This is a genomic window from Collinsella sp. AF28-5AC, assembly GCF_003457875.1.
Classification (GTDB): domain Bacteria; phylum Actinomycetota; class Coriobacteriia; order Coriobacteriales; family Coriobacteriaceae; genus Collinsella.
Genome location: NZ_QRTA01000009.1, coordinates 30,353 through 56,817, shown reverse-complemented (window position 1 = coordinate 56,817; position 26,465 = coordinate 30,353). Strand labels below are relative to the sequence as shown.

General features: G+C 60.6%; 22 protein-coding genes and 5 tRNA genes. 23 read left to right on the top strand and 4 right to left on the bottom strand.

The features are described 5' to 3' along the window. Positions 1–35: 35 nt before the first annotated feature. The 12 genes from dnaN to typA all read left to right on the top strand — a co-directional run bounded on the left by dnaN (position 36) and on the right by typA (position 11,920). On the top strand, positions 36–1,139 hold the full coding sequence (dnaN, locus tag DWZ01_RS07100; protein ID WP_117848454.1) for a DNA polymerase III subunit beta: 1,104 nt from the start codon (positions 36–38) through the stop codon (positions 1,137–1,139). 9 nt (positions 1,140–1,148) lie between these two features. Further along, positions 1,149–2,255: a DNA replication/repair protein RecF gene (locus tag DWZ01_RS07095; RefSeq protein WP_117848453.1), complete on the top strand. Its 1,107-nt coding sequence runs from the start codon at positions 1,149–1,151 to the stop codon at positions 2,253–2,255. Further along, positions 2,242–2,805 carry a DciA family protein gene (locus DWZ01_RS07090; RefSeq protein ID WP_117848452.1) on the top strand — a complete coding sequence of 188 codons (564 nt, stop codon included), beginning with the start codon at positions 2,242–2,244 and terminating at the stop codon, positions 2,803–2,805. The genes DWZ01_RS07095 and DWZ01_RS07090 overlap by 14 nt, the downstream gene beginning before the upstream one ends. Positions 2,806–2,910: 105 nt before the next feature. Beyond that, entirely contained in the window at positions 2,911–4,941 is a 2,031-nt protein-coding gene (gyrB, locus tag DWZ01_RS07085; RefSeq protein ID WP_117769723.1) for a DNA topoisomerase (ATP-hydrolyzing) subunit B, read from the top strand. 186 nt (positions 4,942–5,127) lie between these two features. Next, positions 5,128–7,836 carry a DNA gyrase subunit A gene (gene gyrA, locus DWZ01_RS07080; RefSeq protein WP_117848473.1) on the top strand — a complete coding sequence of 903 codons (2,709 nt, stop codon included), beginning with the start codon at positions 5,128–5,130 and terminating at the stop codon, positions 7,834–7,836. A gap of 298 nt (positions 7,837–8,134) precedes the next feature. Beyond that, a tRNA-Ile gene (locus DWZ01_RS07075) sits at positions 8,135–8,211 on the top strand. 67 nt (positions 8,212–8,278) lie between these two features. Beyond that, positions 8,279–8,354 (top strand) — tRNA-Ala (locus tag DWZ01_RS07070). A gap of 4 nt (positions 8,355–8,358) precedes the next feature. Further along, positions 8,359–8,435, top strand: a tRNA-Ile gene (locus DWZ01_RS07065). 158 nt (positions 8,436–8,593) lie between these two features. After that, entirely contained in the window at positions 8,594–9,094 is a 501-nt protein-coding gene (locus DWZ01_RS07060; RefSeq protein WP_117848451.1) for a bifunctional nuclease family protein, read from the top strand. 45 nt (positions 9,095–9,139) lie between these two features. After that, on the top strand, positions 9,140–9,484 hold the full coding sequence (locus tag DWZ01_RS07055) for a hypothetical protein (protein ID WP_147356438.1): 345 nt from the start codon (positions 9,140–9,142) through the stop codon (positions 9,482–9,484). 30 nt (positions 9,485–9,514) lie between these two features. Further along, complete coding sequence (locus DWZ01_RS07050) at positions 9,515–9,964, top strand: hypothetical protein (RefSeq protein ID WP_089572580.1); 450 nt, start codon at positions 9,515–9,517, stop codon at positions 9,962–9,964. A gap of 117 nt (positions 9,965–10,081) precedes the next feature. Then, positions 10,082–11,920, top strand: a complete 1,839-nt coding sequence (gene typA / locus DWZ01_RS07045) for a translational GTPase TypA (RefSeq protein WP_117848449.1) — start codon at positions 10,082–10,084, stop codon at positions 11,918–11,920. Between the two features lie 129 nt (positions 11,921–12,049). Here the strand turns inward: typA and DWZ01_RS07040 are convergent, their stop codons facing one another. From DWZ01_RS07040 to DWZ01_RS07025, 4 genes are all read right to left on the bottom strand, one after another. Then, the gene (locus tag DWZ01_RS07040) at positions 12,050–13,198 is read right to left on the bottom strand and encodes a polymer-forming cytoskeletal protein (RefSeq protein ID WP_117848448.1); all 1,149 of its coding nucleotides are present in this window, start codon (positions 13,196–13,198) and stop codon (positions 12,050–12,052) included. Between the two features lie 106 nt (positions 13,199–13,304). Further along, entirely contained in the window at positions 13,305–13,994 is a 690-nt protein-coding gene (locus DWZ01_RS07035) for a trimeric intracellular cation channel family protein (protein ID WP_233506191.1), read from the bottom strand. 426 nt (positions 13,995–14,420) lie between these two features. Continuing rightward, positions 14,421–14,511: transfer RNA gene (locus DWZ01_RS07030), tRNA-Ser, on the bottom strand. A 48-nt stretch (positions 14,512–14,559) separates the two neighbouring features. Continuing rightward, positions 14,560–14,650: transfer RNA gene (locus DWZ01_RS07025), tRNA-Ser, on the bottom strand. A gap of 504 nt (positions 14,651–15,154) precedes the next feature. Here DWZ01_RS07025 and rpsF point away from each other — a divergent pair. The 11 genes from rpsF (at position 15,155) to carA (ending at position 26,464) form a co-directional block, all read left to right on the top strand. Then, positions 15,155–15,448, top strand: a complete 294-nt coding sequence (gene rpsF, locus DWZ01_RS07020) for a 30S ribosomal protein S6 (RefSeq protein WP_006235831.1) — start codon at positions 15,155–15,157, stop codon at positions 15,446–15,448. 48 nt (positions 15,449–15,496) lie between these two features. Beyond that, positions 15,497–15,949 carry a single-stranded DNA-binding protein gene (locus DWZ01_RS07015; protein WP_006235830.1) on the top strand — a complete coding sequence of 151 codons (453 nt, stop codon included), beginning with the start codon at positions 15,497–15,499 and terminating at the stop codon, positions 15,947–15,949. Between the two features lie 71 nt (positions 15,950–16,020). Continuing rightward, on the top strand, positions 16,021–16,287 hold the full coding sequence (gene rpsR / locus DWZ01_RS07010; protein ID WP_006235829.1) for a 30S ribosomal protein S18: 267 nt from the start codon (positions 16,021–16,023) through the stop codon (positions 16,285–16,287). 15 nt (positions 16,288–16,302) lie between these two features. Next, positions 16,303–16,842: a 50S ribosomal protein L9 gene (gene rplI / locus DWZ01_RS07005; RefSeq protein WP_022094073.1), complete on the top strand. Its 540-nt coding sequence runs from the start codon at positions 16,303–16,305 to the stop codon at positions 16,840–16,842. A gap of 218 nt (positions 16,843–17,060) precedes the next feature. After that, positions 17,061–18,458 carry a replicative DNA helicase gene (gene dnaB, locus DWZ01_RS07000; protein ID WP_006235827.1) on the top strand — a complete coding sequence of 466 codons (1,398 nt, stop codon included), beginning with the start codon at positions 17,061–17,063 and terminating at the stop codon, positions 18,456–18,458. A gap of 93 nt (positions 18,459–18,551) precedes the next feature. Next, positions 18,552–19,838 (top strand): adenylosuccinate synthase, encoded by a 1,287-nt coding sequence (locus tag DWZ01_RS06995; RefSeq protein ID WP_117848447.1) that lies wholly within the window; start codon positions 18,552–18,554, stop codon positions 19,836–19,838. 118 nt (positions 19,839–19,956) lie between these two features. Next, complete coding sequence (purD, locus tag DWZ01_RS06990) at positions 19,957–21,261, top strand: phosphoribosylamine--glycine ligase (RefSeq protein ID WP_117817441.1); 1,305 nt, start codon at positions 19,957–19,959, stop codon at positions 21,259–21,261. 21 nt (positions 21,262–21,282) lie between these two features. Further along, the gene (locus DWZ01_RS06985) at positions 21,283–21,978 is read left to right on the top strand and encodes an NUDIX domain-containing protein (protein WP_195568396.1); all 696 of its coding nucleotides are present in this window, start codon (positions 21,283–21,285) and stop codon (positions 21,976–21,978) included. 82 nt (positions 21,979–22,060) lie between these two features. After that, positions 22,061–23,833 (top strand): ABC transporter ATP-binding protein, encoded by a 1,773-nt coding sequence (locus tag DWZ01_RS06980; protein WP_117817443.1) that lies wholly within the window; start codon positions 22,061–22,063, stop codon positions 23,831–23,833. A gap of 19 nt (positions 23,834–23,852) precedes the next feature. Beyond that, positions 23,853–24,818, top strand: coding sequence for a hypothetical protein (locus DWZ01_RS06975; RefSeq protein ID WP_117817445.1), 966 nt, complete (start codon positions 23,853–23,855; stop codon positions 24,816–24,818). A gap of 206 nt (positions 24,819–25,024) precedes the next feature. Then, complete coding sequence (carA, locus tag DWZ01_RS06970) at positions 25,025–26,464, top strand: glutamine-hydrolyzing carbamoyl-phosphate synthase small subunit (protein ID WP_117817447.1); 1,440 nt, start codon at positions 25,025–25,027, stop codon at positions 26,462–26,464. Position 26,465: the final 1 nt, after the last annotated feature.

Sequence of the window (26,465 nt, the reverse complement as noted above, 5' to 3'; positions counted from 1 at the left end):
TTAAGATATTTATATCTATAGAAAGGTATTAAAAGATGAAGTTCACCGTCAGCCAGAGCTCGCTCACACAAGCCATCGGCGTCGTTATGAAGGGTGTCGCTTCGGCATCCACCCTTCCCATCCTGTCGGGCGTGCTCGTCAAGGCGCAAGACGGCATCTTGGAATTCCAGACCTCTAACTACACCATCTCGATCCGTCATCGCATCGCGGCGCATGTCGAAGAAGAGGGCGAGATGGTTATCCCCTGTAAGATGCTCTCCAATATCACCAAGACCCTCCCCGATGCCCCGGTCACCTTTGAGCTGTCCGAGCGCCAGGTGCTGATTGGTTGCGAGAAGAGCTCGTTCCGCCTGAACACGCTTGATGCTAATGACTTCCCCGAGTTTCCGGCCTATGCCATCGAGAGTGCCGTGGAGCTGCCGACCGATATCTTGTCCGAGATGGTCGGCCGCGTGTGGCGCGTCACCTCGACCGACAAGGCCCGCCCCATCCTGGGCGGCGTGCACATGAAGGTCGAGAACAACACCGTTCGCCTGGTGGCGACCGATTCCTTCCGTTTGGCCGTGTGCGATACGCAGGTCGAGACCTCGACCCTCGAGGGTTCCTTTGAACTCAACGTTCCGGCTGACGCCTTTAACGACGCGCTGAACATCATGGCCAGCCAGGCGACCATCATGATCGGGGCTACCGACACCCAAGTCGTCTTCGAGGCCGGCAACACCACCTACGTGTCGCGTCGTATCGAGGGCGTGTACCCCAACTACAAGCAGCTCATCCCCGATTCGTGCGTGACGAGCGTCAAGATCGACGTCGCCGCCCTTAACGCCGCCCTCAAGCGCGTGGCTGTTATCGCGAGCGCCAACCCCGCCGTCAAGTTCGAGATCGATGTCGAGAACGGGCAGATGGGCCTGTCCTCCATCTCCAATGACCAGGACCTTGCGCAGGAGACGATCGATGTCGAGGCCGAGGGCGAGTCGGGCACCATCGCCTTCAACTACCACTACATCTTCGGCTGCCTCAATGCCCTATCCAAGGAGAAGGAGATCACGCTGGAGCTCAAGAGCTACTCGCAGGCGGGCATCTTCAAGTCCTACGACAAGATCAACTACCTGTACCTGGTCATGCCGGTCCGCATCTAGCGTTGCGCCATGACCATGTTCGCCCGCGATCTTTCCGTCGCGCACTACCGCAGCTTCGATAGCTATCGCCTTGCCCTGGACGAGGGCGTGACGATACTTGCAGGACCCAACGCGGCGGGAAAGACCAATCTCATAGAGGCGCTGCAGCTGCTGACGAGCGGCGCCTCGTTTAGGCATCCGACCGCAGCCGAGCTCGTTCATGACGGCGTGGGCTCGTGCAGGGTCGAGCTGAGGCTCGAGGGCGACGGCCGCGTGCTTGATATGGGATTGAGCGCGGAGGACGGTAAGCGCTCGTTTAGCCGCAACGGCAAGAGATGCTCTGCCGCCGGTGTGCGCGGGGTTCTGCCGAGCGTGCTGTTTTGCCCCGACCATCTGGACATGGTTAAGCGGGGCGCCAGTGTGCGCCGCGCCGCCCTCGATGACTTTGGCATGCAACTGAGCGCACGCTATGCCGATCTTGCGAGCGCCTATGGGCGCTGCGTGACCCAGCGCAACGCCTTGCTCAAGGAGACCTGGTGCTGCCGTGAGATGCTCGGCGCGTGGAACGATTCGATTGCCCGCGCGGGCGCGGCTCTGCTCGTGCACCGGTTGGCCCTGCTCGACCGGCTGGCGGGCCATGTGCGTACTGCCTACGGGCAAGTGGCGTCCGGTGAAGCCGCCAACGTGTCCTATGCGTCCACGCTGGGGGATTTGCCCCAGGTCGAGGATCGCGAAGAGCTGAAGGGCTGGGCGTACGAGCGCATGCTGGCCGCCCTTGATGAGCACGCCGGCGAGGAAATTCGCCGCGGCGTGACGTTGGTGGGGCCGCATCGCGACGAGATTGAATTTACCGTGGCGGGTCGCTCCGCCCGTTCATTTGCCAGCCAAGGACAGCAGCGAACGTTGGTACTGTCCTGGAAGGTGGCCGAGGTGGCCGTGGCTCGCGATGTTCTGGGTACTGCTCCGCTGTTGCTTCTGGACGACGTGATGAGCGAGCTCGACGGCGAGCGTCGCGGCGCTTTCCTGCGGCTGATCGGCGATGATATCCAGACGGTCATAACCACGACCAACCTGGGGTACTTTACCGATGACCTGCTTGATCGAGCCAAGGTGGTGAGCATGGGTGAGACGTGCTAATTACGAGCGCGAGAGCGAAACGGTCGCCTTCAGTGGCTTTTTGAACGCAGAGCGCCAGCGCATCCTGGCGGCTGCGACCCCTGAGCGCCGTGCGCAGATGGAGGCCGCCGAGGAGTCGCGCGCGGTCTATCGCGCGTGGAACGCGGTGTGCTCGGGCACGCGCGAGGGGCGGCATGTGACGGGCCTGCGCTACCTGCCCGAGTCCAATGAGCTGCTGGTATATCTCGACTCGCCCTCGTGGACGCAGGAAATGACGTTGTTGCGCGAGATCATCCGCGCGCGCATGGAGCGCGCCGGTGCGCATGTGGACGGCCTGGTGTTCAAAACCACCGCGCCCGGTCACATGCCGCCCGCCGCCAAGGAGCGCCTTCGCCCAGCGACGACCGAGCGCCCGCCGGCCCCACACGCCGACCTCAGCGATGCCGAGCGCACCGAGATTGAGCGCCAAGTGGCGCCCATCGAAGACCAAAAACTGCGCGAGGCCCTCGAGAACGCCATGAGAGCCAGTGCCGAGTGGGCCAAGGGCGTGCAAAGCAAAAAAGAGCCTTAAATCGCATCTGGTGGCCTTGTAGAGCCAAATACCCTCGTTCCCGAGGGTATTTTTTTACGATAAACTAGTAAGGCTGTACACATTTTCTTGACTGAAGGAGGACGTGTGGCAAACGAAAACGATTACGATGGCGGCGAGATTAAGATTCTCGAAGGTCTCGAGGCCGTTCGTAAGCGCCCGGGCATGTATATCGGCTCGACGAGCGCCAGCGGTCTGCATCACCTGGTGTGGGAGATCGTTGACAACTCTGTCGACGAGGCCATGGCCGGTTTCTGCACCGAGATCCAGGTGACGGTCCACGCCGACAACTCCATCACGGTCGTCGACAACGGGCGCGGCATCCCCGTCGACGAGCACCCTGTTAAAAAGATCCCGACGCTCGAGGTCGTCATGACGATCTTGCACGCCGGCGGTAAGTTCGATAACTCGGCCTATAAGGTCTCGGGCGGCCTGCACGGCGTGGGCATCTCCGTCGTCAACGCACTGTCCAAGCGTGTGGTCGTTCAGGTTCGTCGCGATGGCAACACCTACGAGATGGAGTTCTCGCGCGGCAAGACCGTCAAGAAGATGGAGGTCGTGGGCACCTCGGATTCGACGGGCACCACCGTCACCTTCTGGCCCGACGACGAGATCTTCGAGACCTGCATCTACGATTTCGATACGCTGCATAACCGTCTGCAGGAGACGGCGTTCCTCAATAAGAACCTCAAAATCGTGCTGACCGACGAGCGCGAAGCGACTCCCCACGTGGAGGAGTTTTGCTACGAGGGCGGCATCATCGACTTCGTCAAGTTCCTCAACGAGGGCAAGGACGTCCCCGAGGCCTTTAAGGAGCCCATCTACATCGAGGGCAAATCGGACCCGGACGCGCCTGTGGCCAAGATGGGCGAGGTCGAGGTTTCCCTGCAGTGGAATAGCGGCTACGGCGAGAACGTCATGTCGTTTGCCAACGACATCTACACCCCCGAAGGCGGCATGCACCTTGAGGGCTTCCGTACCGCGCTCACCCGCGTGATCAACGATTACGCGCGCAAGCAGAACCTGCTCAAGGAAAAAGACGCCAACCTGACCGGCGACGATGTGCGCGAGGGCCTTTCGGCCGTTATCTCGGTCAAGCTGCCCGATCCGCAGTTTGAGGGCCAGACCAAGGCAAAGCTCGGCAGCTCCTATATGCGAGCGCTCACGCTCAAGATTGTGACCGACGGCCTCGCCGATTACTTGGAGGAGCATCCCAAGCCCGCTCGCGAGATCGTCAAGAAGGCGCAGCAGGCCTGCAAGGCGCGCAATGCCGCCCGCAAGGCGCGCGAGGCGACCCGCCGCAAGAGCCTGCTCGAGACGGCGTCCCTGCCCGGTAAGCTCGCTGACTGCTCGGTGCGCGATGCCGAGCTGACCGAGCTCTTCATCGTAGAGGGCGACTCGGCAGGCGGTTCGGCCAAGGACGGCCGTCGCCGAGACATCCAGGCGATTCTGCCCCTGCGCGGCAAGATTTTGAACGTCGAACGCGTTGGTGACCATCGAGCGTTCTCGAGTGACACCATCCAGTCGCTGATTACCGCGATCGGCTGCGGCGTCACGACGAGTGCCGGCGACGGCGGCGACTTCGATATCACCAAGGCGCGCTACCACAAGATCATCATCATGACCGATGCAGACGTCGACGGTGCGCATATCCGCATCCTGCTGCTGACGTTCTTCTACAAGTACATGCGTCCGCTGATCGATGCCGGCTACGTCTATGTTGCCTGCCCGCCCATCTTTGGCATTAAGGTGCGCAACAAGATCCACTACGTGTATCCCAACGGCCGCCAGCCCGAAGACGAGATCCTGCGCGACACCATCCAGAGTCTGGGCCTGAACCCCGACGATAACGACGAGGACGGCAAGGCCAAGGACGGCAAGATCACCAAAAAGCGCAAGGGCTATACCGTCCAGCGCTACAAGGGCCTGGGCGAGATGGACCCCAAGCAGCTTGCCTCGACGACGATGGACCCCAAGACCCGCATCCTGCAGCGTGTGTCGATCGAGGACGCCGTGGTGGCGGACCGCGCCGTGCGCGAGCTGATGGGTTCCGAGGTCGGCTATCGCCGCGAGTACATCGAGAAGCATGCACATGATGCACGATTCTTAGATGCCTAACCTGTTCGGCTTTCCCAGCCACCGCACCTTCGCCCTCAATCGTCGGTCGCGTACCCAAGTACGTTTCCCTCCTCTTTCGGGCGAATCTGCGGCACCTGGGAAAGCCGTCTCCGTGGTAGGGAACTAATTAGACCACGCAAACCATGAGGAGGTAACGTGGCAGACGATATCAACAATAACGAGGGTATGGACGAGGCCGGCGATGCCGGTATGCCCGACGATCTGAAGCGCCTGCTTGCCCGTGCTGAGCAGGGCGAGGACGGCGACCCGGACGCCTATAACCCCGATGCCGATGATGATGAGGAAGAAGACGACGCCGAGCTCGAGGAGAGCTTTGGCGAAGTCGACCGTGGCGCCTCGGCCGGCGAGGATATCAACGGCGGCCAGCTCCAGATTTCGGAGTTTGGCCGCGAGATGAAGCAGTCGTTCATCGAGTATTCGATGTCGGTCATCACGGCGCGCGCCCTGCCGGACGTGCGCGACGGCTTAAAGCCGGTGCACCGCCGCATCCTGTACGCGATGAACGAGAGCGGCATCTACCCCAACCGCCCGCACAAGAAGTCAGCTTGGACGGTCGGCGAAGTTATCGGTAAGTACCACCCGCATGGCGATTTCGCGGTCTACGAGGCCATGGTCCGCCTGGCGCAGTGGTTCTCCATGCGCACGCCGCTCATCGACGGTCACGGTAACTTCGGTAACATCGACGGCGACGGCGCGGCGGCCATGCGTTACACCGAGAGCCGCTTGGCAAAGCCCGCCATGGAACTGCTGCGTGACTTGCAGAAGGATACCGTCGACTGGCAGCCCAACTACGACGAATCGCTCGCCGAGCCCGTGGCGCTGCCTGCGCGCTTCCCCAACCTGCTGGTCAACGGCAGCCAGGGCATCGCCGTCGGCATGGCCACCAACATCGCTCCGCATAACCTCACCGAGGCGATCGAGGCCACCTGCTACCTGATCGACAACCCCGACGCCACCGTCGACGAGCTCATGCAGATCATGCCCGGTCCGGACTTCCCCACCGGCGCCATCATCATGGGCAGCGCCGGCATTAAGCAGAGCTACGAGACCGGCCGCGGCTCCATTACCGTGCGTGCCAAGGCACACGTGGAGTCCACCAAGACCGGCCGCAGCCGCCTGGTCTTTACCGAGATTCCCTACATGGTCAACAAGGGCACCCTGCAGGAGAAGATCGCCCAGCTCGTCAACGACAAGCGCATCGAGGGCATCTCGGATATGCGCGATGAGTCCAACCAGAAGGGCATCCGTCTGGTCATCGAGCTCAAGAAGGGCGTCATTCCGCAGGTCGTGCTCAACAATCTGTATAAGTACACCTCGCTGCAGACGACCTTTGGCGCCAACAACCTGGCACTCGTCAACGGCGTTCCCAAATGCCTGAGCCTGCGCGAGATGCTGCAGCACTACATCGACCACCAGGTCGACGTCGTCACCCGCCGCACCCGCTTCGACCTTAAGAAGGCCCAGGCCCGCGCGCATATCCTCGAGGGCTACCTGATGGCCCTTGACCATATCGACGAGGTCATCAGCATCATCCGCTCCTCGCAGACCGACTCCGAGGCCAGCAGCCGACTGATCGAACGCTTTGGCTTTACGCCCGAGCAGACCACGGCCATCCTCGAGATGAAGCTGCGCCGCCTGACCGGCCTGGAGCGCGACAAGATCCAAGAAGAGTTGGACGGCCTGCGCCGCGCCATCGCCTACTACGAGGACCTGCTGGCGCACGAGGAGAAGATTCTGGGCGTCATCAAGGAAGAGATGCGCGAGATCTCCAAGAAGTTTGGCGACAAGCGCCGCACCGAGATCAGCCAGGTTGAGAAGGACTTGGACGTCGAGGACCTCATTGCCGACGAGGATATGGTCGTGACCATCACCCACACCGGCTATGTCAAGCGCATTCCGGTGGCCGCCTACCGTGCCCAGAAGCGCGGTGGCAAGGGCGTGTCGGGCGTCAACCTCAAAGAGGACGATGTCATCGATGAGATGTTCATCGCGTCCACGCACGAGTACGTGCTGTTCTTCTCGAGCAAGGGCAAGGTCTATCGCCTGAAGGTGCACGAGCTGCCGGTAGGTACGCGCCAGGCACGCGGTACCGCGATCGTCAACCTGCTGCCCTTCGAGGAGGGCGAGAAGATCGCGAGCGTCATCAGCTGCCGCGAGTTCCCTGCCGACGAGTACCTGATGTTTGCCACCAAGAGCGGCATGGTCAAGAAGACCGTAATGAGCGCATATGACCGCAGCCGCCGCGACGGCCTGATCGCTATCAACCTGCGTGACGACGACGCGCTGCTGAACGTGCGCCGCGTGCGCGAGGGCGACAAGATTATCCTGGCCACCACCGCGGGCAAGACGATCATGTTCTCCGAGGAGCAGGTGCGCGCCACCGGCCGCGATACTAGCGGCGTTCGCGGTATCGGTATGAAGGACGGCGTGAGCGTTCTGGGCATGGAAGTCACTAACGGCAACGGCGATCTATTCGTCATCACCGAGCGCGGCTACGGCAAGCGCACGCCGGTCGCGGACTACCCGGAGCAGAATCGCGGCGGCCAGGGCGTCTACACCATCCAAATGACCGAGCGTAAGGGCAACCTCGCGGCCATGAAGACGGTGGGCCCGCAGCACGAGCTGTTCATCGTGACGGAGGGCGCGACGGTCATTCGCGTCAAGACCGACGAGATCAGCCAGACTGGCCGCGCCACCCAGGGCGTCAAGATGATGACCGTCGACGACAACGACCGCATCTGCGCCGTAGCCCGCATGACGGCCGCCAAGGAGAAGCCCGAAGGCGAAGCCACAGAAGACGGCTCTGCCCCCGAAGAAACCCCTGTCGATCTAGGCGACGGCAACGACATGCCAGAGGATCTCCTAGACGAGTAAGAGGCCCTAGCTGGTAGAAAATATCAGACCCCATATATCGGCGGTCGGCGCACCTGCGCGCCGACCGCTTTTTTGAAAACCTTGGGACCCCATGGTCGCCGGGCTGACGAGATGGTTTTGGTTTGTCGCGAGTTCCGCACGCAAAGAAGGCCACTTAATGTGGCCTTCGTCTTGCGCAGGACTGTCCGAGCAGCAAACCAAAACCATCTCGTCAGCCCGGCGACCACCCCTCTCAAAGATTTTCAAAAAAGTTGTTGACGTGCGCGTAACGACTCGTCTAATATATCCCTTGCGCGATGGACCTGTAGCTCAGTTGGTTAGAGCGTCCGGCTGATAACCGGGAGGTCACAAGTTCGAATCTTGTCAGGTCCACCACTTTCTTTCGCAATAAACACCCCAGCGAGAGCCGAGTCGCCGCTGGGGTGTTTATTACTGTCTCCGTGGGGGTTTAGCTCAGCTGGGAGAGCGCGGGCTTTGCAAGCCTGAGGTCAGGGGTTCGATCCCCCTAACCTCCACCATGATGGACCTGTAGCTCAGTTGGTTAGAGCGTCCGGCTGATAACCGGGAGGTCACAAGTTCGAATCTTGTCAGGTCCACCATCAAAACTGTGAAGAGCCTTGGGGCGTTGCCTCAGGGCTTTTTTCTTGTCTGCGATAAATCTCATTTTGGTTTTGTGTGCTGTGCGAAAGATTGGGTAGTATAGCTATTCAATGCGGCGCGCTGCCGCGTGTTAACCGCTACGTACCGGAGGTGTTCCATGGTTCGCGTCGACATAGAGACCATCGTCATGGCCGCCGGTCCCGTGCCATCGCTTATCGTACTTCGTGAGCGCAGCAGCAAATCGGACTCGCCCGCGCCGCTGCGTTCCCTTTCCATTCAGACTGGTTCGTTTGAAGCTGCTGCCATCAGCCGCGGCATCGATAGCGGTCGCGCCGAGCGCCCGATTACCCATGACCTGTTGCTCGATACTGTTGGCGCCCTGGGCGCCAAGCTCGAGCGCATCGAGATCGTTCGCGCCGAGCCGCCGGTGTTCTACGCGACGATCGTCGTACTGGCCGATGGTGACGAGCGCAAGATCGACGCCCGCCCCAGTGATGCCATTGCCCTTGCCGTGCGCAGCAATGCCCCCATGTTTGTGGAGGACGACATCATGAATCGCCTGGGCACTGTTTCTACCCACGCCGAGGAAGTCGACGACGAGCAGGAGTTCGAGAAGTTCGACGAGTTCGTCCATACGCTCTCCCCCGATGACTTCTAAATGCGGGGCGTCCAGGTTGCGGAGCGTTCGCTGATGGCCGGCGGGATGTCGGCTGAAGCGGCTGCAATCGCCCGCGAGGCCCAGATGCGCTCGGAGGCTTCTGAGGCGGCTCGCATTGCCTATGTGACGCAGGCCCGCACGCTTCGTGAACGCCGCAGCTCGTTTATCAAGATGGTTGTCATCTCCGCCCTTGTCGCGGCAATCTGCTCGCGCCTTCGTGGTACAGTTGGTGCGCTTGGGTTTTCGATCTCTACGGGCCTGGTGATTTGGGGCGTGGTCGATGCGGTCATGCTGACCAGCCAGATCAAGGTGCTCGACAAGCGCGCGTCGGACATGACGCGCGCCCGCGATGCCGCCGCTAAGATCGCCGCCGAGGCGCAAGAACTGTAACGACGCCAGACTCGATGGGAAGGTCTAAAGATGGCACAGGATATGCAGGACGCCGGTAACGTCTCCGCCGAGCTCGACGCCATGGTGTGCGATCTAATCGGCGCGTTCTTGGATGACCTTGCCGCCGGTGAAAACCCCGGCGTGGTCGTGGCAATTGAGGACGCCGCTTCCAACCGTTATCTGGCGGCGCTCGATGAGGATGGCGAAGAGGCGTGCCTCGAGGCGGCCACCAACTTTATCTCCGAGCACAAGATGGGTCTTAAGGACGAGGGCCTGGGCCGTATCGCCCGCTATGCCATCGGCTATACCGGCTGCGTCGAGATTGACGGCGGCTACCATGACGCTCTGCTCGTGAGCTTTTTTGAGACGACGCTCGAGAGCGGTTTTTCGGCATATGTACTGTATGAGGGCATGGGCGCCGGCGATGGTTTTATGTGGAGCGACCCTGAACCTGCAGGTGAGGAAACCCCTCTCATCTAAAATCGCTAAAATAAACGAGTTTTCGGTAAAAGGCTCAATATTCCCGCCGAGCGTTGTATCGCTGGGCGGGTCGCATACGCGTGCCGTTTGTATATGGATAGAAGATAGGGGAACTACATGCGCGTAGACAATCTGAGGAACATCGCCATCATCGCTCACGTCGACCACGGCAAGACGACGATGGTCGACAAGCTCCTGCGTGCCACGGACGCCTTCCGTGCCAACCAGCAGGTCGAGGACCGCGTCCTGGATTCCAACGACCAGGAGCGCGAGCGCGGCATTACGATTCTCGCCAAGAACATCTCTATCGAGTACAAGGACGTTAAGATCAACGTCATCGATACCCCGGGCCACGCCGACTTTGGCGGCGAGGTCGAGCGCGTGCTGCGTATGGCCGACGGCGCCCTGCTGCTGGTCGACGCTTTTGAGGGCCCCATGCCCCAGACCCGCTTCGTGCTGCGTCACGCTATCGACACCGGCCTTAAGATCATGATCGTCATCAACAAGATCGATCGTCCGGGCGCCAACCCCGAGAAGGCCTACAACGACTGCCTGGACCTCATGGCCGACCTGGGCGCAACCGACGACCAGCTCGAGTTCGCCATGGAGCACGTGGTCTACGCCAGCGCCATGAATGGCTTTGCTCGCCTTGACCCCAACGACGGCAACATGGACATGTATCCGCTGCTCGATATGATCATCGACGACATGCCCGCGCCCGAGGTTGACGAGAACGCCCCGCTGGCCATGCAGTGCGTGACCATTGACCACTCCAACTTCGTTGGCCGTATCGGCATCGGTCGCGTGTACTCCGGCACCATCCACCAGGGCGACCAGATTTTGGTTGTGAAGAACGACGGCTCCAGCGCCACCGCTACCGTCAAACAGCTCTTTACCTTCGACTACCTGGGCCGCACCGAGTGCCAGGAAGTCGGCGCCGGCGACATCGCTGCCGTCGTGGGCATCGACCGCACCGATATCGGCGATGTCTACACCGATCCCGAGAACCCCGTTGAGCTCGAGCCCATCGAGATCGACCCGCCGACCATGTCCATCGTCTTTGAGGCGTCGACCTCCCCGCTCGTCGGTCGCGACGGCGACATCGTGGGCGCCCGTCAGCTCAAGGAGCGCCTGTTCAACGAGGCCGAGAACAACGTGACCATGAAGATCGAGGAGCTCGAGGACAAGAGCGGCGTCGAGGTCTCGGGCCGCGGCATTCTGCACCTATCCGTTCTGATGGAGTCCATGCGCCGCGAGGGCTTTGAGTTCCAGGTCGGCCGTCCCCGCGTTCTGTTTAAGAAGGACGAGAACGGCAACAAGATGGAGCCTGTCGAGCAGGCCGTCGTCGAGTGCCCGGACGAGTACTCGGGCAAGGTCGTTGAGGTCTTCGGCACCTCCGGCGGCATCATGACGAGCATGGATACCTCGGGCATCGTGACGCACCTCGAGTTTAAGATCCCGACCCGCGGCATCATGGGTCTTAAGAACCGCATTATGAACGTTACCCACGGCGAGGGCGTGTTCTACCACACCTTCCTGGAGTATGGTCCTTACGCCGGCGAGATCGGTAACCGTCAGAACGGCGCCATGATCTCCATGACCACCGAGAAGGCCGTTGCCTATGCTCTGGGTACGCTGCAGGAGCGCGGCCAGCTGTTTGTTGAGCCGGGCACCGAGTGCTATGAGGGCATGATCGTGGGCGAGCGCAGCAAGGCCGGCGACATGGTCGTCAACATCGCCCGTACCAAGAACCTGGGCAACCAGCGTTCCTCGACCTCCGATATCTCCGTCCAGCTGGTGCCGCCCCGCACTTTCTCGCTGGAGGAAGCGCTGGAGTACATCGCCGACGACGAGCTGGTCGAGATCACTCCCAAGAACATTCGCCTGCGCAAGCGTCTGCTCAACGCCACCGACCGCAAGAAGGCTGCCGTCCGCGCCGGCCAGGTCAACAAATAAGCGCTGGGCTTTATAGCGACTAACAAGAAAGGGCGTCGACCGCAATGGTCGGCGCCCTTTTTGGTGCAAGGGGATTGAGCTGGTCTGCACCGCCATAAGGGTGCCTGGCCCCTTTGTGGCGGTTGGCGGCTAAGCGGTGGGGAGTCCCGGTGTGTTGGCTGCCTGCTGCGGCTTGAGGTGGGCGTTGCGCCAGATGATTTGGATGATGTAGCCGAGCATAAAGACAAAGGCTACGCCGCTGATGAAGTCGCCTACGAGGGGGATTGCCGTAAGCGCGCCCGCGGCGATGCCGCCCACGGCCGCCATGGCGTAACGGTTCTGGCTGTGTCCGACCATGCGGGCGATTGCGCACCCCGCAAAGGCACTCGACACCAATGCGATGCCGATAACGCCGCACAAGAGGGTTCCGGCAAGCGACAGGCCAGCGATAGAGATAATCAGCAGTAGGACGGCGGGGACGACAGCAATCGTACCCAGAAGACCGCTCACCCACAGGGGCGTGGGGCGCTGGTGGAGCATGCCAGCGGCGCTGGCGGTTGCACGCGGAAAGACGAGCTCGAGCAGCAGGGCGACAAAGCAGGTCGAGAGCGCCGCGGCGACGATGCCGCCGATGATGTTGTTAGCGGTCGTGGCCGCGCTCTCGTTCTCGGTGCGGTCGATCTTGAGTGCGCCTACCTCGGCTCCTGCGGCACGCTCGGGGTCCTCGGAGACGTGCGCGTTCACGGTGCCGGTAATACGGGCATTCTTGCCCAAGACGAGCTTATCGGCCCAAACCTCGACATCGCCCTCGACGGTGCCGTCGATGGTCACCGTATCGCCTGCAAGCGCTGCCGACTTGGCGGAGCCTCGCAGGGCAACCGTCTCGCCCATCGCGTAAAAACAGTTGGCGGCGCTGTCGGAATTGAGCACAACGTGCTGACCGGCCACCGTGACGCTGCCATTAACCGTGGTTTTGGCGATATCGATAGTGCGTGCCGCCAGACGGACGGCGCCGCCCACCGTGCAGTCGCGGATCGAGAGGGTATCGCCCGCGGCGATGATATCGCGGTCGATGGACGCATCGTCCAAGTTGAGAGCCTGGCCTGCCCAGTACAGGTCACCCTCGACGCCGGACGGATTGGCGTCATTGTCGGTCGCAAGTATGTTTCCTGCGGTGTCCGTGCCGGCGAACGACGCCGTGGGAAGTGCGGTGAGCGCCAGCACGATGAGCGCGAATAGGATGGTGATGCGGCCCCACGCTTTATGGCGCTGGGTCGACGGGAATTGATTGCAGGGCATAGTGAATCCTTCGTCAGATGCTCGACATGCACCTAACAGGGTACCCAACGCGTGGGCGCTCTAAAAGAACCTCTCGGTTGTATTTCGAAGGATGAGGCCGCGCAATCTACTTTTTGCGGTGCAAAAAACGTGCGATGTCTTCCTCGGTGGGGCTTTTGATGTCGAAGCGCAGCGACAGCCAGCGCAGTCCCATGGTTATCGCAACGCATACGATTAACGCGGTGATGTTGCTGACGACGCCGCTCATGACAAGGCATACATAGCTTGCAGAGCCGGCAATGGCTGCGATGGCATAGAAGTTGGTGCGCTGGAAAATGCCCGGCACCACGCCCATAAAGCTGTCACGCAGCATGCCGCCGCCCACCGCGGTGAAAAAGCCCATCATGATGCACACCGCCGGCGCAAAGCCGTAGACCAGCGCCTTGTCTGCTCCAGTGGCGGCATAGATGCCGACCGAGATGATGTCGAGCAGGGGGATGAGTTTTTCGGGCTTGTCGACGATTGCCGGGAAAATGTAGATGATGGCTGCCGTGGCAATGGAAAGCGGGAGCGCCATCGGTTGGTTGAGGATGTAGACGTTGCCCACCTGCAGCGTCATATCGCGCAAAAGACCGCCGCCCAGGCCACAGACCACGGCGAGCGCGACGGCGCCCACCAGGTCGAGCTTGTGCTCGCGCGCAACCAGAACTCCTGAGATCGATGCCGCGACAACAGCGAACATCTCAAGCCAAAACGGAATAGCGACCATGGCATCCGAGGCATGTGAGGTAACGGTCATAGCGGCGACGATGGGCAAGATAGGGTCCTTCTGATTGCGGGTTTAGATAATGCCCGTACATAGTACATGGTTGACGGGTCTGGCGACCCTATTGCTCGGTAAACGGTCGGGACTGGATGCGGGCGTAGGGCCAAACATGTACGTCAGCCTCCAAAGATGTCAAAAATGTCGGTTTTGGAGGGTGATGTACGCGTTTGAGATTTGGGGCTGGGATCGACCGCGATGGGGGCGTGGCTGAATAGGAGGGATGTCCAAATTTTGAGCGAAGCTCAAAATTTATCCGGTCGGCTTACGCCGACCGCGCTGCGCTAAAAACGCGCCACAGGCGCGTTTTCTTTACGCTCCGCGCCCTGGCGGGTTCGAATCCCTCCTCCTCCGCCGTATTTGCTTGTTAGGGACTCAAAACAAAAAAGCTCCCGTTGTTGGGAGCTTTTTCAACCAAAATGGCGGAGGAGGAGGGATTCGAACCCTCGTGACCTTATACAGGCCAAACGGTTTTCGAGACCGCCGCATTCAACCACTCTGCCACCCCTCCGCGTGGGGTAAAAACAAAGCAGGCTCAAAGGCCTGCTTTGGAATTAACTGGCGGAGAGTCAGGGATTTGAACCCTGGAGACGCTTTTGACGCCTACACGATTTCCAATCGTGCTCCTTCGGCCACTCGGACAACTCTCCGTTAAATGCGAAAGTCAGTATACACGAGGAATCGCAAAGTGCAAACAGAAAAGTTGGCATTTTTTAAAGCGCTTGACCGCGCTTGGCGTTGCAGTGGGGTTTGAGGTACCAAAAAACGCCTTCCGACCAGCGTGGTTGATTAACTCAATTGTTCAAAAGGGGTATTCATAAGTGACTCGGCAATGAATTTAAAAATCTTTGGGTGGTGCTGTGAGCCACTGGTATGTATTTTGCGACCACAACCATGCGCCCGCTGACCTGCGACTTAACCCAGTTTGTCCCCGTGGCACCGTATCTTGTCCACAAATCCGTCAAGTTCTTGGTCGGCATTTGGTTAGAACGCGCATGAAGTGCTGTGTAAGCATGGGCATATGTGGAGGTCATGAGGTTGTAGCTGCATATTCTTGCAGCCTAGGAGGTTGAAAGATATTATTACCAAGTCTTTTCCTGCTTCAGGCGCACCTTCACGACCTGAAGCCACATTTGCCCAGAGGAGGTGACAATATGAAGGCTTATGAACTGCTGTTCTTTGTTGACCCGTCGCTCGACCCCGAGACTCGTCTCGCTGTTATGAAGCGTATCGATACCACGATCGCTGAGGGCGCTGGCAAGGTCGACTCCGTTGACGAGTGGGGCAAGCGCAAGCTCGCCTACGAGATCAACGACCTCACCGATGGTGACTACACCCTCATCAACTTCCACGCAGATCCTACCCAGATCGCCGAGCTTGATCGCGTCCTGCGCATCACCGACGCTGTGGTCCGCCACATGATCGTCCGTCGCGACGACCAGGAGTAAGACTGTCGTTTTGGACTGGGCTTGTGCCCCAAGAGGAAGTAGTGAGTTATGAGCATCAATCGAGTGAACATCACCGGTAACCTCACCCGCGATCCCGAGCTGCGCGCCACCGCCGGCGGAACCCAGGTTCTGTCCTTTGGCGTCGCCGTCAACGATCGTCGCCGTAACGCGCAGACTGGCGAGTGGGAGGACTATCCCAACTTTGTCGACTGCACTATGTTCGGCACCCGCGCCGAGGCCGTGAGCCGTTTCCTGGCAAAGGGAAACAAGGTCGCGATCGAGGGCAAGCTGCGCTACAGCTCTTGGGAGCGCGACGGCCAGCGCCGGAGCAAGCTTGAGGTCATCGTCGATGAGATCGAGTTTATGAGCTCCCGTGGTGGCCAGGGTGGCTACGATCAGGGCGGTTACGCCCCCGCAGCTCCCGCGCCCGCAGCACGTCCTGCCGCACCGGTGGCCACACCTCCCGCGGTCGACGTCTACGATGAGGACATCCCGTTCTAAGGGTGTTCACCTATTTTTGAGTGAGAGGCGGCTTCGGTTCGCCGAAGTTGCCAAATGAAAGGTATTTTGACATGGCTAATGATTTTTCTGCACGTCAGCCGCGTCGTAAGTACTGCCAGTTCTGCAAGGAGAACACTGAGTTCATCGACTATAAGGACACTCAGCTTCTCCGTAAGTACATGACCGACCGTGGCAAGATCAAGCCCCGTCGCGTCACTGGCGCTTGCACGCAGCATCAGCATGACATCGCCAACGCCATCAAGCGCGCCCGCGAGATGGCTCTCCTGCCGTACACCGTCCCCGTGGTTTCCTCTCGTGGCAACCGCGACCGCGGCTAAGAAGGGAGACGCATCATGAAGGTTATTCTTCTCGATGAGATCAAGGGCAAGGGCGGCGAGGGTGACGTCGTAGAGGTCGCTCAGGGTTACGCTGAGAACTTCCTCTTCCCCAAGAAGCTCGCTGTTGCCGCCACCAAGGGCAACCTCAAGCAGCTTGACGAGCGTCGCAACAACATCGCCAAGCGCGAGGCCGTCCGTCTGGCTACTGCCAACGAGACCAAGGCTGCCTTCGAGGGCAAGACGGTCACCGTTGACGTCAAGGTCGGCGACGAGGGCATCCTCTTTGGCTCCGTTACCGCCGCTATGATCGCTGACGCCATCAAGGCTCAGCTCGGTATGGACATCGACCGCAAGCGCGTCGAGCTCGGTAAGCCCATCAAGGTTGCCGGTGCCCACACCGTTGCCATCTCGCTGTACCGCGAGATCAAGGCCGAGGTTGTCGTTCTCGTCGGCGTTACCGCCGAGGAGCTCGCTGCCGAGGCTGAGGTCGAGGAGGCCGCTGAGGTCGCCGAGGCCGAGACCGCCGAGGTCGAGACTGAGGCTGCTGCCGAGTAGCATTTGCTGCAACGCAACAATCTTGTTCTAAGAAGGGCGCTCTGGGAAACCAGGGCGCCCTTTTGTTTTTTGCGCTGAGTGAGTGTCATGGTGGACGTTGCGTCGAAGTCCTATATACAGGACCGTTCATCCGTTTGGTTCGGTGATGATTGGCGGCGCGCGGCGCGTTTTGGGACCGTGGCTGATACTATGGATGCTCGCAAGCGATATGAATGAGGATGCTCATGGCATATGACGATAGGGAGACCGGGCTGACGGTTGAGGACCGCGGCTCAAAGTTGGGTCTTCCCCAAAACCAAGATGCAGAGGCCAATGTACTGGCCGCTATGCTGCTATCGCCCGAGGTGGTCGAAGAGGCCCAGGTCGAGCTGCAGCCTGATGACTTCTACCGGCCCATTCATAAGACCATCTATACCGCGATGGTCGATATGTACAACAGCCGCATTCCCATCGACTCCATCTCGCTGATCGATTACCTGCGAAGCATCAATAAGCTCGATGCCGTGGGCGGCGAAGCGTACATTTTGGAGTTGATGGGTCAGACCCTGTCGCTCGTCAACTGGCAGCACCATGCCGCCATCGTTCGCCGCGATTCGATGCTGCGTGAGCTGATCGGCGCCACCAACGAGATCAACGCGCTGGCATATAACGCCCCCACCGACACCAAAGAGGTTGTCGAGCTGGCCGAGAGCAAGCTGCTCAAGGTTACGGCGCGCGAGGTCAAGTCGAGCTACAAGACGCTGACCGAGTTTATGGTCGAGGCCTATAACGAGGCCGAGGAAGTGTGCCAGGCCGGTGGCCAGGCTGCGGGCGTGCCCACGGGCTTCCCGTCGCTCGACCGCATGCTCATGGGCTTCCGCGAGGGCCAGCTCATCATCATCGGCGCCCGTCCTGCTGTAGGTAAGACGTCGTTCGCTCTGAACCTGGCACTTAACGCTGCCGCTGCTGGTTATACCGTCGGCTTCTTCTCGCTGGAGATGTCGGGCAAGGAAATTGCCCAGCGTCTGATTTGCGCCTATGCCATGATCTCGATCAGTGATTTCCGCATGGGCCGCATTAGCCCCGAGCAGTGGGCCAATATCAACGAGGCCACGCAGACCTTATCCAAGCTGGATATTCTGATTGACGATACGCCCGGCACCACAGTGACCGAGATTCGCGCCAAGAGCCGTCGCATGCTCCATAACAAGGAGAAGGCCATCATCATCCTGGACTACCTGCAGCTGGTGAGTCCTCCGCCGGGACGCCGCTCCGAGAGCCGTACCGTCGAGGTTTCGGAGATGTCGCGTGGTCTGAAGATCATGGCCAAGGAGCTCAAGATCCCACTCATCGCGCTGTCGCAGCTCTCGCGTCAGGTCGAATCCCGTACCGGCAAGCGCCCGCAGCTTTCCGACCTTCGTGAATCGGGCTCCATCGAGCAGGACGCCGATATCGTTATGTTCTTGGACCGCTCCGCGGACGAGGCCGAGGCCTCGCGCGACGATCGACCCGACGAGGGCGTTACGCGTATCGTCGTGGCCAAGAACCGTTCGGGCCCGATCGGCGACGTCGACCTGATGTTCCTGCCGGCATCCACCAAGTTCTATGAGCTTGATGGGGCACATGCCGAGGAGTAGGACAGGTGCCCGTTGCACGGGTATACTGGGAATGTTTTGTGCTTCTGCGTGCCGGCGTGGCGCGTAGACAGGCCATGAATGTAAGGAGTAAACATGCCGTCAACCGTTTTGGTCGGTGCCCAGTGGGGCGATGAGGGCAAGGGTAAGATTTGCGACCTGGTCGCCGGCGACTTCGATGCTGTCGTGCGCTACTCGGGCGGCAACAACGCCGGTCACACCATCGTCGTCAACGGCAAGAAGTACGGCCTGCACCAGGTGCCTTCCGGCATCATGTATTCCGGCCACGTGTCGGTGATCGGTAACGGCTGCGTCGTCAACCCCAAGGTTGTCCTTGAGGAGATTGACATGTTCGAGGCCGACGGCATCACCACCAAGAACCTCAAGATCAGTGGCAACGCGCATGTCATCATGCCGTACCACATCGATCTGGATGGCGCCTTTGAGCAGAAGCTCGGCAAGAAGAACATCGGTACCACCAAGCGCGGCATCGGTCCGTGCTATCAGGACAAGATGGCCCGCATTGGCCTGCGCATGCAGGACATGCTGGACGAGACGCTGTTCCGCGACAAGCTGGAGACCGCTCTCGCCCGCGTGAACCCCGAGCTCGAGCTCATCTACAACCTGCCCACCTACACCGTGGACCAGATTTGCGACGAGTACCTGCCGATGGCCGAGCGCCTGCGCCCCTACATCACCGAGACGAGCCTGCTGCTCAACAACATGATCGACGAGGGCAAGGACCTGCTGTTTGAGGGCGCCCAGGCGACGCTGCTCGACATCGACCACGGCACCTATCCGTACGTGACGTCTTCCAACTGCACCGCCGGCGGCGCCATTACCGGCTCCGGCGTCGGCATGAAGAACGTCGATCGCGTGCTGGGCGTCATGAAGGCCTATATCACCCGCGTCGGTTCGGGCCCCATGCCCACCGAGCTTTCCTATGAGTCCGAGGCTGGCCACACGCTGACCGAGGAGGGCTATGAGTACGGCGTGACCACCGGTCGCCGTCGTCGTTGCGGCTGGTTTGACGGCCCTATCGCCAACTATGCCTCGTGCGTCAACGGCCTCACCGACATCGCCGTGACCAAGCTCGACGTGCTTTCGGCCTTCGACACCATCAAGGTGTGCGTGGCCTACGACGTCGATGGCGAGCGCTACACCAGCGTGCCCGAGCATCAGGTGCGCTTTGAGCATGCCAAGCCCATCTACGAGGAGCTCCCTGGCTGGAAGTGCGACATCACCGGTTGTCGCAGCTTTGACGAGCTGCCGCAGGAGGCTCAGGGCTACGTGGCGTTTATCGAGGATCTGGCACACACCCGCGTGACGTTCATTGGCGTTGGCGCTGGTCGCGAGCAGATTATCAACCGATTCTGGAAGTAATCGGGACTATTTGGTTATTGCGATATACCCCTTTGCAGCCCGGGTGGGCGGCCGAGGGGTATATTTGCTTGCAAGGGGCTCGCGCGGAGCGGGCCATTCATCCATAGAGGAGGCACCCTTGAAGGCGGACACTCAAACCATCGACATCCTGTTGTTGGGCAGCGGCGGCCGTGAGCATGCTTTGGCAGCCAAGCTCGCAGCATCACCGCGCGCCGGCAAGCTCTACATCGCGCCGGGCAACGGCGGCACCGCGAGCTGCGGCGAGAACGTTGTTCTCGACGACTGCGATCCTGCGGCCGTGGCGGCGTTTGCGCAGAGCCACGGATGCGGACTCGTGGTAATTGGCCCCGAGGCTCCGCTCGTGGCGGGCGTGGCCGACGCCGTGCGCGCGGCGGGTATTCCCTGCTTTGGCCCGGGTGCCGAGGGCGCCCAGATGGAGGGCTCCAAGCTGTTCTCCAAGCAGCTCATGGAGCGTGCGGGCATTCCGACGGCAGCCTACGGCTCGTTTACCGACGAGGCTTCGGCTCTCGCCTACGTACGCGAGCAAGGCGCCCCGCTGGTCGTCAAGGCCGACGGCCTTGCCGCAGGCAAGGGCGTTATCGTGGCGACCGAACTTGAGCAGGCCGAGGAGGCCGTGCGCGAGTGCTTTGGCGGCACCTTTGGCGATGCCGGCAACACCGTGGTTATCGAGGAGATGCTCGTTGGTCCCGAGTGCTCGCTGTTGGCCTTTACCGACGGCAAGACCGTGCGCCCCATGGCCACCTCGCAGGACCACAAGCGCGCGCTTGAGGGCGACCTTGGTCCCAACACCGGCGGCATGGGCGTCTACAGCCCGGTGCCCATCGTGACTGACGAGGAGCACGCCACCATGGTGAAGGTCATGGAGCAGACCGTGGCCGAGCTCGCTGCCGAGGGTATCGACTACCGCGGCTGCCTGTACGGCGGCTTTATGCTCACGCCTGCCGGCCCCAAGGTGCTGGAGTTCAATGCCCGCTTTGGCGACCCCGAGACGCAGGTCGTTCTGCCGCGCCTTAAGAACGACCTGGTCGAGGTCATGCTCGCCTGCGCCAACTGCGAGCTCGATCAGATTGAACTCGACTGGCGCGACGAGTGGGCCGTGGCCGTTGTCCTGACGAGTGCGGGTTATCCCGGCAGCTACGAGAAAGGCAAGGTCATTACCGGTATCGCCGATGCCGAGGCCATGGAGAACGTGACCGTGTACCACGCGGGCACTGCCGTGGTGGACGGCCAGCTCGTGACCAATGGTGGCCGCGTGCTTGCCGTGACCGCGCTGGGCGATACGTTTGAGAACGCCCGCAACCTTGCCTACGAGGCCTGCGAGAAGATTGATTTTGAGGGCAAGACCCTGCGTCACGACATCGGCCTGCGCGCGCTGCGCGGCCGCGACGCCTGGGATGCCTAAAATCCGAGAGGAATGAGACGGATGGACGAGAAGAACGAAGAGCTCGTGGACGCGCAGATCGTCGAAGAGGACAGCCGCGTGTATGGGCACGCCGAGGGCGAGCCTGGTGGCGAGGTCGCTGACGAGCCGGCGCTGGTGCTGGGCGATGACGACCCGCACGATGCCGAGCTGCACGAGAAGATTCTTTCGGAGGAGTGCGCCTGGAAGGGCAAGATCCTCGACGTCCACCGTCTTGAGGTTGAGCTGCCCAACGGTCGCCGCAGCGCCCGCGATATCGTTCGCCATCCGGGTGCGGCGGCTGTTGTGGCACTGACCGAGAGCGGCAAGATCGTACTGGTGCGTCAGTACCGCACCGCCATCGACCGCGTGACGGTCGAGATTCCCGCCGGCAAGCTCGATCCAGGCGAGGACCCGCTCGATTGCGCCAAGCGCGAGCTGCATGAGGAGACGGGCTTTAGGGCTGGTCGCATTCGCTTTTTGACGTCGATTGTCACGTCCTGTGGTTTTTGCGATGAGATTATCCACATCTACTTGGCTACCAAGCTCGAGTTTGATGCGCCCAACCCCGATGATGACGAGTTTGTCAACGTGGACCTGGTGCCGCTGCATGAGCTGATCGACGCCGTACTCGACGGCAAGATCGAAGACGCCAAGACCGTCGTGGGCGCCTTGGCCTGCGACAGCATCGCACACCGCCTTGGGGGCACGGAGCTTTAACGAGTGGGGATAGCCCTGGGACAAGTACTACTGATTGCTTTGTCCCAGGGCCTTACGTTGCTGATATTTCTTTGAGGATCACATGCTGAAGAGGTTTCTTTCGTATTACGAGCCCCAGATGGGGCTTTTTGTTGCTGATACTGTTTGTGCTCTGGTGCTTGCCGCCATTGACCTTGCTTTTCCTATTATTCTGCGTAATTTGACCGGTGGGCTATTTACTCAGGGTCAGGCTGCCATTATGCAGGCGCTCGGCATGATCGCGGTGGGCTTGGTGCTGATGTATGCCGTCCGCTGCGCCTGCCGCTACTTTGTGAGCTATTGGGGCCACGTGATGGGCGCGCGCATGGAGTCCAAAATGCGCGAGGACCTGTTCGACCAGTATGAGCGCTTTAGCTTTGCGTACTTCGACCGCAACAGCTCGGGTGACATGATGAGCCGCGTGGTCAACGACCTGTTCGATATCTGCGAGGCGGCGCATCACGTACCCGAGTGGATCATCATCTGCGGCATCGAGATTATCGGCTCGTTTGTGATCCTCTTTACCATCGCCCCGGTGCTCGCGCTCGCCATGGCCGTGGTGACGGCGGCGTTTGCGGTCGTCATGTTTTGGCAGAACATGCGCATGCGCGAGGTTTTTAGCGACAACCGCAAAAAGATCAGCGGCATCAATGCGCAGCTGCAGGATTCGCTGGCGGGCATGCGCGTGGTCAAGAGCTTTGCCAATGAGGAGACCGAACGCTTCAAGTTCCGCGCCTCCAACAATCGCTATCTTTCGTCCAAGGAGAACATGTATCACGCCATGGGCGTCTATACCGCGACGTATGGCCTGCTCTCGGGTGTGCTCTATGTGATCGTGGTGCTGCTGGGCGGCTGGCTGGTCGCCCAGGGACAGCTGCAGGCGGTCGATATGGCGACCTTTGCACTCTATATTTCGCTGTTCTGCACGCCGCTCGAGACGCTCGTCAATTCGGCCGAAACGTATCAGAAGGCCATCGCCGGCTTTAAGCGTATGGACGAGGTACTCTCGACTGCCCCGGATATCCAGGACAAGCCGGGCGCCACGGATCTGCGGGTGACCGCCGGCGCCGTGGAGTATCACGACGTGTGCTTTAGCTACGAGGATGTTGAGTTGGGCGAGGGCGGCGCCGACGGACGCCCTGTTATCGACCATATGAATCTGTCCATCAAGCCCGGCCAGACCATCGCGCTGGTTGGACCCTCGGGCGGCGGCAAGTCCACGACCTGTTCGCTGCTGCCGCGCTTTTATGACGTGGCTGCCGGATCCATTAGCATCGACGGTCAGGACGTGCGCGATGTGACGCAGCAGAGCCTGCGCCGCGCCATCGGCCTGGTGCAGCAGGATGTCTATCTGTTTGACGGTACGATTGGCGAGAACATCGCCTACGGCAAGCCGGGCGCTACGGCGGAAGAGATCGCCGAGGCCGCCCGTCGCGCCAACATCGATGCCTTTATCGAGTCGCTTCCACAGGGCTATGACACGGTCGTGGGCGAGCGCGGCAGCCGTCTTTCGGGCGGACAGAAGCAGCGTGTTGCCATCGCGCGCGTGTTTCTCAAGAATCCCAAGATCCTGATTTTAGACGAGGCGACGAGTGCTTTGGATAACGAGAGCGAGGAGGCGGTGCAGGAGTCGCTCGAAGAGCTGGCACGCGGCCGCACCACGATTATCATCGCCCACCGTCTTTCGACCATTAAGCATGCCGATGAGATTGCGACCGTTGAGCATGGTCGCGTTGTGGAGCGTGGCACGCACGAGGAGCTTCTCGCCCGTGGCGGCACCTATGCCCGTTACTATCGAATGCAGTTCGAAGGTGCGCGTGCGCACGAGCTCGACTGATTGATATGACAGGAAGTTTATGGCTGACAAGAACCCTTTGACTCCGGAAGAAGTGACGGAGTTATTCTCCGAAATCGATGCATCCGGCGTCTTGGATCCTACGCTCGCCAAAAAGCGTACCGAGCGCATGCGCGAGAAAGAGGCCGCCGTCAAGCGCGGTGACAAAGCGGCGCTAGCGCAGCTGCGCAGCGAGGACCGCGCGAGCCAGGCAAAACATATCGACCCGCTGTCCGAGGACGATCCTTCGGGCTCGCAGGTGAGCCATACCATTACGAAGACCGCGATGGCCGTGGTCATCGGTATTTTGGTGCTGATCGTGGGCATGCAGATTGGCTACGGCGTGATGCGTCGCCTGAACACCGCCAACCTGTCCGAGAGCGTTTCGGTCGATACCGTTTCGACCGCGCTGAAGGGCGGCCTTGAGTGGGGCAATGGCTTTACGCAGTTCCCGCTCGATTTTACCGTCGATGAAGCCGATGAACGCACGGGCACGGTCGAGGTGACGGTGTTGGACACATCGTCTGCCAACGAGCTCGAGCTGCTGTCCAACGGGCAGATTCAGGCCGCGGCGCTTGCGACCAACGCGTTGCTCAACGATAAGATCGACCGCGTGGTGTATAACGTTCACGCCTATATCGACGAGAATAGCAACATTCAGCACGATTCCTTCTTTGGCATGTTCCCCGCGCGCGGCCACCAGAGCGCCATTTTGACGTTCGTGTGGACCAAGAGCTCATCCAACGCCACGAGTATCGACTGGAAGATGCGCATCGTGAGTATGGATGACACCATCGCCGAGCGCATTCAGAAGCAGGTGAACTCGGTGTCGTCGTTGATTGAGGACCCGGTGGTGAGCCAGACCAAGATTGACGAGGAAAAGGCCGAACGTGACCTGGAGCATCGTCTGCATGGCCGCGAGATTTTCCGCGGCGGCAAGCCCGATCGCACACCGTCCAAACTGCTGGAGCAGGATAAGAAAAAGTAAGACGTCATCATCCCGCGTGAGCCACAAGCCCCGCGGGATGATTTTTAATCCTCGTCCTAGAAAAATCATTATGCATAGAAAGTCATAATTATCATTTCGTAAACATTTCGATGAAATTAACGCCATGAGGCATGCTTACGGTTACAATACCGCGAGGCCTAACTACACACCTTTAAGCCGGTCCTGTGAGACCGGGAAGGAGAACTATGGCGAACAACCATACCGCGGGCGCTGCCGCCCGCACCTTCGCGCCCAGCGAGCTTTGCCAGCGTATGCTGGCCAAAACCAGCAAGGGCACCTGTGGTCCCTGCATCCTGTATCTTGAGGATGGGACCATTTTTTATGGACGTGCATGCGGCGCCGAGGGCACCGCGACCGGCGAAGTCTGCTTCAACACCTCGCTCGAGGGCTACTTTGAGGTCATGACCGACCCGAGTTATGCCGGCCAAATCGTAACCATGACCTATCCGCAGATCGGCAATTACGGTATCGACGAGACCGACGTCCAGTCGGCCTTCCCCGGCGACGCCGTGCGCCCTGCGAGCGCTCCGGCTATGCGCGGCATGATCGTTCGCGACATGTGCGCCACGCCTTCTAACTGGCGCTCGGCCGTGAGCGTGCCGGAGTACCTGCGCGCTCACGGCATCGTCGCTATCGAGGGTGTCGACACCCGCGCCCTGGTGCGCCATCTGCGCGATAATGGTTCCAAGATGGGCATTATCTCGACCGAGATCTTCGACGTCGACGAGCTTGCCGAGCGTCTGGCCGCAGCGCCCACGCTGGTAGGCGAGAACCTGGTCAAGACCGTGAGCTGCCCTGAGCCCCACGCCTTTGCCGCCGTCGACCTGCCTGCCACGCATGACTTTGCACTTGCGGCTGCCGCTCCTGCCCGTCACAAGGTGGTCGCCTACGACTGCGGTGTGAAGCGCGGTATTCTGGAGGGGCTGGTCCGCGCCGGCTGCGACCTTACCGTCGTGCCGTGGGATACGCCCGCCCAGCAGGTGCTCGACATGAATCCCGACGGTGTCTTTTTGTCCAATGGCCCCGGCGACCCCGACGCCGTGGTGGAGACCTACGAGCAGGTGCAGCAGCTGATCGGCAAGGTGCCGGTCTTTGGTATTTGTCTTGGTCACCAGATGATCAGCCTGGCCTGCGGCGCCCAGATGGAAAAGCTTAAGTTCGGTCACCGCGGTGGCAACCAGCCGGTCATGAACCTGGTGAGCCGCCGCGTGGAGATCACCGCGCAAAACCACGGCTTTGGCCTGCTGTTCCCCAGTCTGGGCAAGCTTGTCCCCGAGCTTTCGGGCGGCGAGACCGAGCATGCGGCCGATGGAGATCTGCGCGCCTGGGTGCGCCGCGGAATCGCGCCGGTCGTGATGAACGAGCGCTTTGGTCGCATTCGCCTGACGCATGTGAACCTCAACGACGGCACCGCCGAGGGCATCCAGCTGCTCGACGCCCCGTGCTTCTCGGTCCAGTACCACCCCGAGGCTTCGCCTGGCCCCACCGATGCCCACTATCTCTTTACTGCCTTTACGCGACTCATGGACGGCGAGGAGAACTACCTGGACATCGATCCCGCGAAGGACCGCCTTGCCGGCTGGAACTTTGCTGAGTCCGAGACCGCTGAGACCGAGGAGAACTAAC